General features: G+C 33.5%; 14 protein-coding genes. 13 read left to right on the top strand and 1 reads right to left on the bottom strand.

Features of this window, described 5'->3' with window-relative positions:
• Nucleotides 1–197: 197 nt before the first annotated feature.
• Nucleotides 198–719: a DUF2529 domain-containing protein gene (locus HMPREF3058_RS00595; RefSeq protein WP_001829945.1), complete on the bottom strand. Its 522-nt coding sequence runs from the start codon at nt 717–719 to the stop codon at nt 198–200.
• Between the two features lie 219 nt (nt 720–938).
• Here HMPREF3058_RS00595 and fdaB point away from each other — a divergent pair, with 219 nt between their 5' ends.
• The 13 genes from fdaB (at nt 939) to upp (ending at nt 14,229) form a co-directional block, all read left to right on the top strand.
• Nucleotides 939–1,799, top strand: coding sequence for a class IIb fructose-bisphosphate aldolase FdaB (gene fdaB, locus HMPREF3058_RS00600; protein WP_001829938.1), 861 nt, complete (start codon nt 939–941; stop codon nt 1,797–1,799).
• 356 nt (nt 1,800–2,155) lie between these two features.
• The gene (locus tag HMPREF3058_RS00605) at nt 2,156–3,415 is read left to right on the top strand and encodes a UDP-N-acetylglucosamine 1-carboxyvinyltransferase (RefSeq protein WP_002490695.1); all 1,260 of its coding nucleotides are present in this window, start codon (nt 2,156–2,158) and stop codon (nt 3,413–3,415) included.
• Between the two features lie 427 nt (nt 3,416–3,842).
• The gene (locus HMPREF3058_RS00610) at nt 3,843–5,270 is read left to right on the top strand and encodes an aldehyde dehydrogenase family protein (RefSeq protein ID WP_002475465.1); all 1,428 of its coding nucleotides are present in this window, start codon (nt 3,843–3,845) and stop codon (nt 5,268–5,270) included.
• A 303-nt stretch (nt 5,271–5,573) separates the two neighbouring features.
• Nucleotides 5,574–6,890 (top strand): transcription termination factor Rho, encoded by a 1,317-nt coding sequence (rho, locus tag HMPREF3058_RS00615; RefSeq protein ID WP_002447799.1) that lies wholly within the window; start codon nt 5,574–5,576, stop codon nt 6,888–6,890.
• A gap of 117 nt (nt 6,891–7,007) precedes the next feature.
• Nucleotides 7,008–7,265 (top strand): type B 50S ribosomal protein L31, encoded by a 258-nt coding sequence (locus HMPREF3058_RS00620; RefSeq protein WP_001829959.1) that lies wholly within the window; start codon nt 7,008–7,010, stop codon nt 7,263–7,265.
• Nucleotides 7,266–7,552: 287 nt separating this feature from the next.
• A complete protein-coding gene (locus HMPREF3058_RS00625; protein ID WP_002447798.1) occupies nt 7,553–8,152 on the top strand; it encodes a thymidine kinase in 600 nt (199 codons plus the stop codon).
• Complete coding sequence (gene prfA / locus HMPREF3058_RS00630; protein WP_002447797.1) at nt 8,152–9,228, top strand: peptide chain release factor 1; 1,077 nt, start codon at nt 8,152–8,154, stop codon at nt 9,226–9,228. Before HMPREF3058_RS00625 ends, prfA begins: the two co-directional genes overlap by 1 nt.
• Nucleotides 9,215–10,051 carry a peptide chain release factor N(5)-glutamine methyltransferase gene (prmC, locus tag HMPREF3058_RS00635; RefSeq protein ID WP_002491178.1) on the top strand — a complete coding sequence of 279 codons (837 nt, stop codon included), beginning with the start codon at nt 9,215–9,217 and terminating at the stop codon, nt 10,049–10,051. The genes prfA and prmC overlap by 14 nt, the downstream gene beginning before the upstream one ends.
• Before the next feature lie 164 nt (nt 10,052–10,215).
• Nucleotides 10,216–11,259, top strand: a complete 1,044-nt coding sequence (locus HMPREF3058_RS00640) for an L-threonylcarbamoyladenylate synthase (RefSeq protein WP_002491180.1) — start codon at nt 10,216–10,218, stop codon at nt 11,257–11,259.
• Complete coding sequence (locus tag HMPREF3058_RS00645) at nt 11,256–11,675, top strand: low molecular weight protein arginine phosphatase (protein WP_002491177.1); 420 nt, start codon at nt 11,256–11,258, stop codon at nt 11,673–11,675. Before HMPREF3058_RS00640 ends, HMPREF3058_RS00645 begins: the two co-directional genes overlap by 4 nt.
• A gap of 108 nt (nt 11,676–11,783) precedes the next feature.
• The gene (locus HMPREF3058_RS00650) at nt 11,784–12,308 is read left to right on the top strand and encodes a TIGR01440 family protein (protein WP_002458715.1); all 525 of its coding nucleotides are present in this window, start codon (nt 11,784–11,786) and stop codon (nt 12,306–12,308) included.
• 24 nt (nt 12,309–12,332) lie between these two features.
• Nucleotides 12,333–13,571 carry a serine hydroxymethyltransferase gene (gene glyA / locus HMPREF3058_RS00655; RefSeq protein ID WP_002458714.1) on the top strand — a complete coding sequence of 413 codons (1,239 nt, stop codon included), beginning with the start codon at nt 12,333–12,335 and terminating at the stop codon, nt 13,569–13,571.
• Nucleotides 13,572–13,599: 28 nt separating this feature from the next.
• The gene (gene upp / locus HMPREF3058_RS00660; protein WP_002458713.1) at nt 13,600–14,229 is read left to right on the top strand and encodes a uracil phosphoribosyltransferase; all 630 of its coding nucleotides are present in this window, start codon (nt 13,600–13,602) and stop codon (nt 14,227–14,229) included.
• The last annotated feature ends 15 nt before the right edge of the window (nt 14,230–14,244 follow it).

A 14,244-nucleotide genomic window follows, 5' to 3' on the forward strand; every position in this document is an offset into this window, starting at 1 on the left:
TAAATAAAAATGGTCATTTCCTTAAAAGCAAAAGGAAATGACCATTTTTTAATTGTCCATTAAACTTTATCAGTGTACTTTATTTATCATTATACATTAGATGTTTTGGTTATAATTATTATACGTTCTTGCTTCATCAGTTAATTACACGGATGAAATTATTTTATAGAAAATAATTGAACGACTACACACATATTCTACAAATCCAAATCTCTAGTCATTTCAATCATTTGAGTATAAATATCATAATAAATATAATTTAAGGCCATCGGATGTGGTTGAATGATTTTATCATAATCTTCTGTGTAAACAATGGGCCTAGGTGTTGATAAATTAACATAATGAATTAAATGATTTGGAAAATCATCTCGTTTAGGGTTATTACAAATAAGCACTAAATCGACATCTAAATCAATAAGTTGGAGTACATCACTTTCAACTTCCGAAGTGTAGTATGGTGAAAATAACAGTACCCTATCTGTAGTATCTATATCGTTAAAATTTTGTAAATCTTCAAGTGGTAAACTAGACGCTAATTTTTCATGGCTTTGTAATATGAATGATTCATAGAATTTTAAATCATCGTACCCTTTGATATAGACATGTCCTTCTCCACCAATTGCTTGAATGAGGCATTGAGCTGCCATTTGAATATCTAACTCTTGTTTTTCAAGCCGATTAAAAATACCAGTTAATTGTGTGTTTAAGATTTTTGACATTGTAAACCTCCAATCTCTTTACTGAAATATTGTAAATAATCCTAGGTAGATATGCAATATGTGAACATTTTTCGAAATATATTCGCTTCCAAAAACGTAAAAACAATTAAATTCGAAAAATATCAATATTAAATAAAATATTCGAATGCAATCAGTATATATTTTTGATATAATGACGTTGAAAAAAACGTGCACTGATGCACTCAAGGAGGAACTTTCATGCCTTTAGTTTCAATGAAAGAAATGTTAATCGATGCGAAAGAAAACGGTTATGCGGTTGGTCAATACAATCTTAATAACCTCGAATTTACACAAGCTATTTTAGAAGCGTCTCAAGAAGAGAATGCGCCAGTTATTCTAGGTGTTTCTGAAGGGGCAGCTCGTTATATGAGTGGCTTTTATACAGTTGTGAAAATGGTAGAAGGTTTAATGCATGACTTAAACATCACAATCCCAGTAGCAATTCATTTAGACCACGGTTCAAGCTTTGAAAAATGTAAAGAAGCAATTGATGCTGGATTCACATCTGTAATGATTGATGCATCTCATAGTCCTTTTGAAGAAAATGTTGAAATCACTTCTAAAGTAGTTGAGTATGCTCACGATAGAGGCGTTTCTGTAGAAGCTGAATTAGGTACAGTTGGTGGACAAGAAGACGACGTAGTTGCTGATGGCGTTATCTATGCAGACCCTAAAGAATGTCAAGAACTAGTAGAAAAAACTGGAATTGATACTTTAGCACCAGCATTAGGTTCTGTACATGGACCATATAAAGGCGAACCTAAATTAGGATTTAAAGAGATGGAAGAAATTGGTGCTTCAACTGGATTACCTTTAGTACTACACGGTGGTACAGGTATTCCGACTAAAGATATTCAAAAAGCTATTCCTTATGGTACTGCTAAAATTAACGTGAATACTGAAAATCAAATTGCGTCTGCTAAAGCAGTTCGTGAAGTATTAAACAACGACAAAGATGTGTATGATCCACGTAAATATTTAGGACCAGCACGTGAAGCTATTAAAGAGACAGTTAAAGGTAAAATTAGAGAATTCGGTACTTCTAATCGCGCTAAATAATTTAAATATCTTTGTTATTGGTCATTGAACATAAGTTCAGTGACCTCTTTTTATGCTATAATAATGACAGAAATTTACATTTTATGGTTACAATATTCAATATTGGGAAGATTTCATATAATAAAATAGCTTACAAACGAATAATTAACAAAATAAATGATTAACTGAAAAGATAAGTGGTATTAGTTCATTGACGTATTCTTAGTCGTAATTAGCAATCTTTATAAAAAGCAAAATGATGCTATAAACAAATTGTATTTATTGTAAAAATAAGTATTTTACAAATAAAGTAAAATTATCTTATAATGCTAATAATGTGATATTTTAAAAAGAAGGAAACAAAGGAGAAAAGTGATATGGCTCAAGAGGTAATAAAAATTAGAGGTGGACAAACACTAAAAGGAGAAGTAGAAATTAGTGGAGCAAAAAATAGTGCAGTTGCTATTATCCCCGCAACTTTATTAGCTCAAGGACAAGTAAAGTTGGATGGCCTTCCTCAAATCTCTGATGTCGAAACTCTAGTAAGTTTGTTAGAAGATTTAAATATTAAAGCAAGATTAAATGGTAAACAATTAGAAGTGGATACTACACAAATAGAGAATGCACCTCTACCTAATAATAAAGTTGAGTCTTTACGTGCTTCTTATTATATGATGGGTGCAATGCTTGGTCGTTTTAAAAAATGTGTAATTGGATTGCCGGGTGGATGTCCACTCGGACCAAGACCTATTGACCAACATATTAAGGGGTTCAAAGCATTAGGTGCAGAAATTGACGAATCTAGCAATACATCCATGAAATTAGTAGCAAAAGAACTTAGAGGCGCTCATATATTTTTAGATATGGTAAGTGTTGGAGCGACGATTAATATTATGCTTGCGGCAGTTCATGCTAAAGGTCAAACTGTTATTGATAATGCAGCCAAAGAACCTGAAGTTGTAGATGTTGCGAACTTTTTAATGAGTATGGGTGCTGATATTAGAGGAGCTGGTACAACATCAATAAAAATTAATGGTGTTGAGGAACTAAAAGGTTCAGAGTATCAAATTATTCCAGATAGAATTGAAGCTGGTTCTTATATGTGTATGGCCGCAGCAATGGGTGAAGAGGTCATTTTACATAATATAGTCCCTAAACATGTTGAAGCTTTAACTGTTAAGTTAAAAGAGTTAGGTGTAGATATTGAAATAGAAGATGAAAAAATTATCATTCGTAAACAAGCACCGTATAAAAATGTAGATATAAAGACGCTTGTTTATCCAGGTTTTGCAACTGATTTACAACAACCTATTACACCATTATTATTCATGACAGAAGGACCTTCGTTTGTGACTGATACTATTTATCCAGCGCGTTTTAAACATGTAGAAGAATTACAGCGTATGGGTGCTAATATTAAATCGGATGAGGGAACAGCTGTAATTAAACCTTCGACACTTAATGGCGCTGAAGTATATGCAAGTGATTTACGCGCAGGCGCTTGCTTAATTACTGCAGGTTTAATAGCTGAAGGTGTGACAACAATATTTAATGTAAAACATATTTATAGAGGATATACTAACATCGTTGAACATCTTAAAGCACTTGGTGCTGATATTTGGACGGAAACGGTTTAATTCTTAACACAATTTTTAAATTAACAACATTTATATTTGAGTGATATGAAATAGTGAGTGTATCAGAATTCAAGTTAAATACGTTGTTTCTCTGCAACAAATCCCAAACTTATAATGTTTGTAAAATGATCTGATGAATTAATCTAATTTAGGATGTTTAAATAGAGTACAATAAAGATTGATTTAAGCGCAATTTAAATTTAGTGATTGACTTACTTATAAGTTAAGAAAGTCTGGGACATTATTGTCTCAGGCTCTTTTTGATTCGAAATCAAATTTGAGAAATGTAATTTCATATTTCAATTATAGTAAGCGCATTTTAGTAACTAGTATTTATTTAAATCAACCTGTGAGCAAGTTATGTTTATTATCTGTAAAAATAGGATAGTATATGTATATAAGTTTTCTAAGGAGTGAATATAATAAGATGAGAAATTTCACTAAACAATATATAAACGGTGAATGGGTTGATAGTGCAAGCGGCGAAACTATTGATGTTATTAATCCTGCAACTGAAGAAGTAATGGGTAAAATTGCTAACGGTAACGAAGAAGATGTTAATAAAGCTGTAGATGCTGCAGATAAAGTATATTTAGAATTTAGACATAGTTCTGTTGATGAAAGAAGAGAACTTTTAGATAAGATTGTAAAAGAATATCAAAATAGAAAAAATGATTTAATTGAAGCAATTACCGATGAACTAGGAGCGCCTTTATCAGTTTCCGAGAACGTTCATTATCAAATGGGATTGAATCACTTTACAGCTGCAAGAGATGCTTTAGATAGCTTCCAATTTGAAGAACAACGTGGCGATGATTTGGTTGTTAAAGAAGCCATTGGAGTTGCTGGACTTGTTACACCTTGGAATTTCCCTACAAACCAAACTTCACTTAAATTAGCTGCTGCGTTTGCTGCTGGAAGTCCTGTTGTTCTAAAACCATCTGAAGAAACACCATTTGCTGCAATTATTTTAGCAGAAATTTTTGATAAAGCAGGCGTACCTAAAGGTGTGTTTAACTTAGTTAATGGTGATGGATCTGGAGTAGGAAATCCTTTAAGTGAACATCCTAAAGTAAGAATGATGTCATTTACAGGTTCTGGTCCTACAGGTTCAAAAATTATGGAAAAAGCTGCAAAAGACTTCAAAAAAGTGTCTCTTGAATTGGGTGGGAAATCACCTTATATCGTATTAGATGACGTTGATGTTGAAGAAGCTGCTAATGCAACAACGAAAAAAGTTGTTAACAATACAGGGCAAGTTTGTACTGCAGGAACACGTGTACTTATTCCTGAAAGTATTAAAGAAGACTACTTAACAGCAGTTAAAGAAGCATTTAGTAAAGTTAAAGTAGGTCAACCAAGAGAAGAAGGAACTCAAGTAGGTCCTATTATTAGTAAAAAACAATTCGATCAAGTTCAGGATTACATTGATAAAGGTATCAATGAAGGAGCAGAGTTATTCTACGGCGGTCCTGGTAAACCAGAAGGATTAGATAAAGGTTATTTTGCGCGTCCAACTATATTTATTAATGTAGATAATCACATGACGATTGCACAAGAAGAAATTTTCGGACCTGTTATGTCTGTAATCACTTATAATAATCTTGACGAAGCTATTGAAATTGCTAATGATACGAAATATGGTCTTGCTGGCTATGTTATTGGTAAAGATAAAGATACATTGAGACATGTCGCTCGTTCAATCGAAGCTGGTACAATTGAAATTAATGAAGCTGGTAGAAAACCAGACTTACCATTCGGTGGTTATAAAGAATCTGGCTTAGGTCGTGAATGGGGCGATTATGGTATCGAAGAATTCTTAGAAGTAAAATCAATAGCTGGATATTTTAAATAATTAGTAAATTAAATTAAAAGTTGCAATTAAACAAAACACGGAACTAATTTTGTTCTGTGTTTTGTTTTTTATGTTAAAATTCCTAAAATCATTTTGTAATTAAAATGAAAATTTGCTATAGTTAGTCTAGTAATTAGAAGGTTGAGAAATATATAAACGTATAAATATAGCTATAATGTGACTTTTTATTATTGACAGTCACATAAGTATCAAGATAAACATCTATTATTTGGTTAAGCTAACTATACGTTTATTATTTTTGAACTTCGTAAAATAAATAATTAATGAAATGGGTGCAAGTCTATGCCTGGTAGAGAACGAACATCTCCGCAGTATGAATCTTTCCACGAATTATATAAAAACAATACTACTAAAGAGCTCACTCAAAAAGCCAAATCTTTAAAATTAACTAATTACAGTAAATTAAATAAAAAAGAATTGGTACTTGCCATTATGGAAGCACAAATGGAAAAAGATGGTAATTACTATATGGAAGGAATATTAGATGATATTCAACAAGATGGATATGGTTTCTTAAGAACCGTTAACTATTCTAAAGGTGAGAAGGATATTTATATTTCTGCAAGCCAAATTCGACGTTTTGAAATAAAACGTGGTGATAAAGTAACGGGTAAAGTTCGTAAACCAAAAGATAATGAAAAATATTATGGTCTACTTCAAGTTGATTTTGTGAACGATCATAATGCAGAAGAAGTCAAAAAACGTCCTCACTTCCAAGCTTTAACACCTCTTTATCCTGAAGAAAGAATCCTATTAGAAACGCAATCTACAAATTATTCCACTCGTATTATGGATTTAGTCACACCAATAGGTCTTGGTCAACGTGGTCTTATAGTTGCACCACCTAAAGCTGGTAAGACAAGTTTATTAAAAGAAATCGCTAATGCAATAGCGAGTAATAAACCTGAAGCGAATTTATTTATCTTACTAGTAGGTGAGCGTCCAGAAGAAGTGACGGATATTGAAAGATCGGTTGAATCTGCAGAAGTCGTTCATTCGACTTTCGATGAACCACCAGAACATCATGTTAAAGTTGCTGAATTATTATTAGAGCGTGCAAAGCGATTAGTTGAAATTGGAGAAGATGTAATTATACTTATGGACTCCATAACACGTTTGGCTCGAGCGTATAATTTAGTCATACCACCTAGTGGACGTACATTGTCAGGCGGGCTTGATCCCGCTTCATTACACAAACCTAAAGCGTTTTTTGGTGCAGCACGTAACATTGAAGCTGGGGGAAGTTTGACAATTTTAGCTACTGCTTTAGTTGAGACAGGATCTCGTATGGATGATATGATTTATGAAGAGTTCAAGGGTACAGGTAATATGGAATTACATCTTGATCGCAAGTTATCAGAACGTAGAATATTCCCAGCGATAGACATAGGTCGTAGTTCAACACGAAAAGAAGAGCTATTAATCACTAAAGCGGAATTAGATTCATTATGGCAATTACGAAATTTATTTACCGATTCAACAGACTTTACAGAACGTTTTATTAGAAAACTTAAGCGTTCGAAAAATAATAAAGAATTCTTTAAGCAATTGCAAAAAGCAGCTGAAGAGAGTACTAAAACAGGAAGACCAATTATTTAAACTCGTAGATTAAGGGTTGCGTTTTCCATATATTACTATTATAATTACACAGTATTGGGTAAAAAAACTCACAAATAACTCTGTTCCAGATGGTTCAGGGCAAAGGAGCTGAAAAAAATGAAACAAGGAATTCATCCTGAATACCACAAAGTTATCTTTTTAGATACAACAACAAACTTTAAATTTTTAAGTGGTTCTACAAAAACATCTTCAGAAACTATGGAATGGGAAGATGGAAATGAATACCCAGTTATTCGTTTAGATGTATCATCAGATTCTCATCCATTCTATACTGGACGTCAAAAATTCGCAGCAGCGGATGGTCGTGTGGAACGTTTCAACAAAAAGTTTGGACTCAAATCAAACAACAACTAATTTTGGATTTCAACTGTCTACTTTCCCGTTTGGGTATTGTAGACAGTTTTTTATTATAGAGTTTCGTTGAATCATCAACTCTATATCAAAGCTCTTTATATCTATAAAATCTATCGATAAGTATAAACATTTATAGAGATGTGTAAAATCTTTTATAGATTATTCGTTTAATTATTAAATTTCATAATACACCTGTAAATTATGATTCTTACTTTGAAAATACATTTATATACATAAAAAATATGATATAATTAAGCGATTATGTTTTGAAAAAGGTGGAACTATCAATGTATGAAACGTACCATTCAGGTTGGATTGAAACCATAACAGGAAGTATGTTTAGTGGAAAATCTGAAGAACTTATACGTCGCTTAAGACGTGGAATCTACGCTAAACAAAAGGTGGTTGTTTTCAAACCAGCAATTGATGATCGTTACCATAAAGAAAAGGTCGTCTCACATAATGGTAATGAGATAGAAGCGATTAATATATCTACAGCTCAAGAAATTTTAAATCATAAGCTAGAAGAAGTAAACGTCATCGGAATTGATGAAGTGCAATTTTTTGAAGATGATATTGTCAACATAGTTGAAAAATTAGCCGAAAACGGGCATCGTGTTATTGTAGCAGGTTTAGATATGGACTTTAGAGGAGAACCGTTTAAACCTATGCCCAAGTTGCTCGCAGTTAGTGAACATATTACAAAGTTGCAAGCAGTATGTTCTGTATGTGGTTCACCCTCGAGTCGTACACAGCGGTTAATAAATGGTGAACCGGCAAAAGAAGATGATCCCATCATATTGGTTGGTGCAAATGAAAGTTACGAGCCACGTTGTAGAGCACATCATATAGTTGCGCCTAGTGAAAATGAGAAGGAGGAAATGTAGTGTTTGATCAATTAGATATAGTAGAAGAACGATATGAACAATTAAATGAATTACTGAGTGATCCTGATGTAGTGAATGACGCTGATAAATTAAGAAAATATTCAAAAGAACAAGCTGACTTACAAAAGACTGTTGATGTGTATAGAAGTTATAAGACCAAAAAAGAAGAATTACAAGATATTGAGGATATGTTAAGTGAAACATCTGATAAAGAAGAAGTTGAAATGCTAAAAGAAGAAAGTAGCGCTTTAAAAACAGAATTACCTGATATGGAAGAAGAATTAAAAATCTTACTTATACCTAAAGATCCTAATGATGATAAAGATGTTATTGTCGAAATTCGTGCAGCTGCAGGGGGAGATGAAGCTGCAATATTTGCTGGGGACTTAATGAGAATGTATTCAAAATACGCCGAGGCAAACGGATTTAAAACAGAAATAGTAGAAGCTTCAGAAAGTGATCATGGTGGATATAAAGAAGTGAGTTTCTCAGTATCTGGTACAGGTGCTTACAGTAAATTAAAATTTGAAAATGGTGCACATAGAGTACAACGTGTGCCTGAAACAGAATCAGGAGGGCGAATTCACACTTCCACTGCAACTGTTGCTGTATTACCTGAAGCTGAAGATGTCGAAATTGAGATACGTAATGAAGATTTAAAAATTGATACTTATCGTTCTAGTGGTGCTGGTGGTCAGCACGTTAATACGACTGACTCTGCAGTACGTATTACACACTTGCCGACGGGTGTTATAGCAACTTCTTCTGAAAAGTCTCAAATTCAAAACCGAGAAAAAGCAATGAAAGTTTTAAAAGCGCGATTATATGATATGAAATTGCAAGAAGAACAACAAAAATATGCTTCTCAAAGAAAATCAGCTGTTGGTACAGGCGATCGCTCTGAAAGAATAAGAACTTATAATTATCCTCAAAGTCGTGTGACAGATCATCGGATTGGTTTAACGCTTCAAAAGTTAAATCAAATTATGGAAGGACATTTAGACGAGATTGTGGAGGCACTCACACTTTCAGAACAAACTGAGAAACTGAAAGAATTAAACAATGGTGAATTATAAAGAAAAGTTTGCAGAAGCCAAGACAATTGCTATAAATGAAGGGTTTGAATCAACTCGTGCCGAATGGTTGTTTTTAGATGTTTTTGGTTGGTCAAAAACAGATTATTTAATTCATAAAGATGAACAAATGTCTTTGACATCGATTAACAAATTGGATAAAGCGTTGGATAGGATGGTCACTGGAGAACCTATCCAATATATTGTTGGATTTCAGTCATTTTATGGTTATCAATTTAAAGTGAATCAACACTGTCTTATACCAAGGCCTGAAACTGAGGAAGTTATGCTGCATTTTTTAAAATTGTGTAAAAAGACTGATACCATAGCAGATATTGGAACTGGAAGTGGTGCTATAGCAATTACGCTTAAGTTACTGCAACCTGAATTAAATGTTATTGCAACAGATTTGTATGAAGATGCTTTAAGTGTAGCTAAGCAAAATGCAAGTCACTATCACCAAAATATTCAGTTTTTGCGTGGAAATGCTTTAAAACCGCTAATTGAAAAAGATATAAAATTGGATGGGTTAATATCTAATCCACCATACATAGGTCATAGCGAAATAATAGATATGGAGTCAACAGTACTAAATTATGAGCCGCATCATGCTCTATTCGCTGAGAAAAACGGATTTGCTATTTATGAGTCAATATTAGAAGATTTACCATTTGTAATGAAACAAGGTGGACATGTTGTTTTTGAAATTGGTTATCAACAAGGAGATATCTTAAAAAGAATGGTTCAAGATTTATATCCTGAAAAAGAAGTAGAGATTTTCAAAGATATCAATGGAAATCAGCGAATTATATCTATTATTTGGTAGTTAAACAATTTATACGATATTGTTTTTATCGTTGTTTTGTTTATGAAAAACATGACTTTCGATCAGCAACATAGCACGGGTGGAATTTTAATTCAACTTTTTGAAAATGAATTAAATTCTGCCCTTATTTCTTTACAGCATACAATCACAGAAGAGGTGAAAACATGCACACACAAATATGGGATTTAAGAATGTATAAAAATAATGTTAGTCAATATCCACATATTGATGAGATAAAACAAACTTTCCTAGATGGAGGTTTAGTAGCGATACCTACTGAAACAGTATATGGTCTTGGAGCGAATGCTAGAAACGAAGAAGCAGTCGAAAATATCTATGTTGCAAAAGGACGTCCGTCAGATAATCCGTTAATCGTCCATATTCACAGTATTGAACAACTCGATGATTTTGTAGAGCATATCGATGATAAGGTTAAAGTATTAATGGATGAATTTTGGCCGGGACCTATTTCTTTTATATTACCACTTAAACAGGGTTATCTTTGCAGTAAAGTGACTGGTGGATTAGAATCTATCGCTGTTAGAATGCCTAGTCATAAAATAGGGAGAGCATTACTTCAAATTGTAGATGAACCCATAGCAGCTCCTAGTGCTAATATTAGTGGTCGTCCGTCACCAACAACCTTTGAACATGTGAATAGAGATTTAAATGGCAAAGTCAACGGTATAGTTAATGGTGATCAATGTGAAGAGGGGCTTGAAAGTACTGTGATTGATTGCACACAGTTTCCGTTTCGTATTGCGCGACCAGGTTCAATTACACAAGATATGATAGAAAGTAGACTACCACATTCGATAAATCGTCAAATATATGAGGAAAATGAAAAGCCTATCGCACCTGGGATGAAATATAAACATTATTCCCCAGAAACCCCTTTAACAATTGTTAAAGATTTAAATAAAAAAATAGCTAATGATGATAAATGGTCAAAAGTAGCATTTGTATTTCCACAGAGTCAAAAAAGTTTGATTCCCGAAAATAGCATTTTTATATCATTATGTGAAAATAAGGAAGATTTTAAATCAGCAGGCCATAATTTATATGAAATTTTACATGAACTTGACCGGAATGAAGAAATAGAAGAGGCATATATTTATGGATTTAAAGATAACCATCATTCTGAAGCTATTATGAATAGAATGTTAAAAGCAGCAAGTTATAAATTAGTTAAAGGTGAAAAGCTATGAAAATAATTTTTGTATGTAGTGGCAACACTTGTCGAAGCCCACTGGCTGAAAGTATAGCCAAGTCCCTTTTACCAAACGATAGCATAGCTTCAAGAGGACTATTCGCAGTTGAGGGACAGGCCATATCTAAGGAATCGTTAGAATTAATTCATAAGTACGGTTTACCTGAACCATCGCTAGCTCAAACTTTTCGTATAGATGATCTTGATGCTGATATTATACTTACCATGACGCAAGCTCATAAAGACTTGATATTTTCTATTTATGGACGACAATCTAATGTCTTTACATTAAATGAGTATGTAGGTGACACACAGGAAATTGATGATCCATTTGGTGGCTCATTCGATGTTTATGAACAAACTTATATCAAAATTTATGATTTAGTCGACAAAATAAAATTTAAACACGAGTAAAGTAAAATATATATAATTAGTATATGTTAAGCTTTAAATAAGTTATAATTAAGGAGTATAGCAAGTTTGCTATGTTCCTTTTTATTTTTTACAAAGGGGTGGGTTCAAATGCGTGATTTACAACAACTGCTTGATGAATTGAAAGATATGTCATTCTTTAACCCAGGCGAAATGTGTATCATTGGTTGTTCAACTTCTGAAGTTATAGGTAAACGTATTGGTTCTGTTGGATCGATGGACGTAGCTAAAGAAATTTATGAAAATTTGAAACAACTTGAGATTGATACAGGCGTGACATTTGCTTTTCAAGGATGTGAACATATTAACCGGGCAGTAACGATAGAAAGAGCAAATTTCAATCCATTGACTATGGAAGAAGTTACTGTCATTCCAGACGTTCATGCAGGTGGTAGTTTATCCACTTACGCTTATCAACAAATGGAAGATCCTATTGTTGTTGAGCATATTACTGTTTCAAAAGGTATAGATATAGGTCAGACCTTAATTGGAATGCATATTAAACATGTGTGTGTTCCTGTAAGAACAAGTGTTAAACAAATTGGAGAAGCTATCGTTACCATAGCGACATCTAGACCTAAGAAAATTGGTGGCGAACGAGCTAAATATCAATAAATATTGTGGAAGAAGGGGATTCAAATGTCTTATATCGAGAAGAAGGACAAAGTTGTTTACGATGCTATTCAAAAGGAGTTTCAACGACAAAATAGTAATATTGAACTTATTGCATCAGAAAATTTCGTATCACAAGCAGTTATGGAAGCTCAAGGTTCAGTATTAACGAATAAATATGCTGAGGGTTATCCTGGACGTCGTTATTATGGCGGGTGTGAGCACGTAGATGTAACTGAGGCCATTGCCATTGATAGAGCAAAAGCTTTATTTGGAGCAGAACATGTTAATGTCCAACCCCATTCAGGTTCTCAAGCTAATATGGCTGTATATTTGGTTGCTTTAGAAATGGGCGATACTGTGTTAGGTATGAATTTGAGTCATGGTGGGCATTTAACTCATGGGGCACCTGTCAATTTTAGTGGTAAATTTTATCATTTTGTTGAATATGGTGTGGACCAAGAAAATGAATTAATTAACTATGATGAAGTGAGACGTTTAGCAATTGAGCATCAACCTAAATTAATTGTAGCTGGTGCTTCAGCATATTCAAGAACTATTGACTTTAAAAAATTTAAAGAAATTGCAGACGAAGTAGGAGCTAAATTGATGGTAGATATGGCACATATTGCTGGTTTAGTAGCTGCTGGTTTACATCCTAATCCTGTAGAATATGCTGATTTTGTGACTACTACAACTCATAAAACTTTACGTGGTCCACGTGGTGGTATGATTTTATGTAAAGAAGAATATAAAAAAGATATAGATAAAACAATCTTCCCAGGTATTCAAGGCGGTCCACTAGAACATGTCATCGCTGCAAAAGCTGTTGCATTTGGAGAAGCTTTGAACGACGATTTTAAAGATTATCAAAATCAAGTCATTAAAAATGCACAAGCTTTAGCTCAAACATTAATTGAAGAAGGGTTCAGAGTTGTATCTGGCGGAACAGACAATCATTTAGTTGCAGTTGATGTTAAAGGTTCTATCAATATGACTGGTAAATTAGCTGAAGAGACACTTGATAAAGTAGGAATTACATGTAATAAGAATACTATTCCATTTGATAAAGAAAAACCGTTTGTAACAAGTGGTGTTAGACTAGGAACACCTGCAGCTACAACTCGTGGTTTTGATGAATCTGCATTTGTGGAAGTAGCAAAAATTATTAGTTTAGCATTAAATAACTATGATAATGATACTAAACTAAATGAAGCTAAAGAGAGGGTTCACGCACTCACATCTAAATATCCATTATATAATTAATAGATATACACATTGGAGGAAAATGATTATGAGTAAAGTACATGTTTTTGATCACCCATTAATACAACACAAACTAAGTTATATTAGAGACGCTCACACTGGAACAAAAGAGTTTAGAGAACTTGTAGATGAAGTCGGTATGTTAATGGCCTATGAAGTAACTAGAGACTTAGAACTACAAGATGTTGAAATACAAACGCCTGTGACTAAAATGACAGCTAAACGTTTGGCAGGTAAAAAGTTAGCAATTGTACCTATTTTAAGAGCTGGTTTAGGCATGACAGATGGTGTGTTAAGTCTTGTTCCTGCTGCTAGGGTAGGACATATAGGACTTTATAGAGATCCAGAGACTCTTGAAGCGGTAGAGTACTTTGCGAAAATGCCTCAAGATATCGATGAACGTCAAATTATTGTGGTTGATCCTATGCTTGCTACTGGTGCTTCAGCTATTGAAGCAATTTCTTCATTAAAAAAACGAGGAGCTAAAAGTATACGTTTTATGTGTTTAATAGCTGCCCCTGAAGGCGTTGAAAAAATGCAAGAAGCACACCCAGATGTAGATATATACATTGCAGCATTAGATGAAAAATTAAATGACAAAGCGTATATTACACCTGGTTTAGGTGATGCAGGGGATAGATTATTCGGTACTAAATAATAGATTCGGAGATAG

The sequence above is a fragment of the Staphylococcus sp. HMSC068G11 genome (assembly GCF_001815825.1).
GTDB classification, from domain to species: Bacteria; Bacillota; Bacilli; order Staphylococcales; family Staphylococcaceae; genus Staphylococcus; species Staphylococcus epidermidis.

Coding starts and splice junctions, on each gene's coding strand:
- HMPREF3058_RS00595 (WP_001829945.1), bottom strand. CDS start 719: ATGTCAAAAATCTTAAACACACAATTAACTGGTATTTTTAATCGGCTT.
- fdaB (WP_001829938.1), top strand. CDS start 939: ATGCCTTTAGTTTCAATGAAAGAAATGTTAATCGATGCGAAAGAAAAC.
- HMPREF3058_RS00605 (WP_002490695.1), top strand. CDS start 2,156: ATGGCTCAAGAGGTAATAAAAATTAGAGGTGGACAAACACTAAAAGGA.
- HMPREF3058_RS00610 (WP_002475465.1), top strand. CDS start 3,843: ATGAGAAATTTCACTAAACAATATATAAACGGTGAATGGGTTGATAGT.
- rho (WP_002447799.1), top strand. CDS start 5,574: ATGCCTGGTAGAGAACGAACATCTCCGCAGTATGAATCTTTCCACGAA.
- HMPREF3058_RS00620 (WP_001829959.1), top strand. CDS start 7,008: ATGAAACAAGGAATTCATCCTGAATACCACAAAGTTATCTTTTTAGAT.
- HMPREF3058_RS00625 (WP_002447798.1), top strand. CDS start 7,553: ATGTATGAAACGTACCATTCAGGTTGGATTGAAACCATAACAGGAAGT.
- prmC (WP_002491178.1), top strand. CDS start 9,215: ATGGTGAATTATAAAGAAAAGTTTGCAGAAGCCAAGACAATTGCTATA.
- HMPREF3058_RS00640 (WP_002491180.1), top strand. CDS start 10,216: ATGCACACACAAATATGGGATTTAAGAATGTATAAAAATAATGTTAGT.
- HMPREF3058_RS00645 (WP_002491177.1), top strand. CDS start 11,256: ATGAAAATAATTTTTGTATGTAGTGGCAACACTTGTCGAAGCCCACTG.
- HMPREF3058_RS00650 (WP_002458715.1), top strand. CDS start 11,784: ATGCGTGATTTACAACAACTGCTTGATGAATTGAAAGATATGTCATTC.
- glyA (WP_002458714.1), top strand. CDS start 12,333: ATGTCTTATATCGAGAAGAAGGACAAAGTTGTTTACGATGCTATTCAA.
- upp (WP_002458713.1), top strand. CDS start 13,600: ATGAGTAAAGTACATGTTTTTGATCACCCATTAATACAACACAAACTA.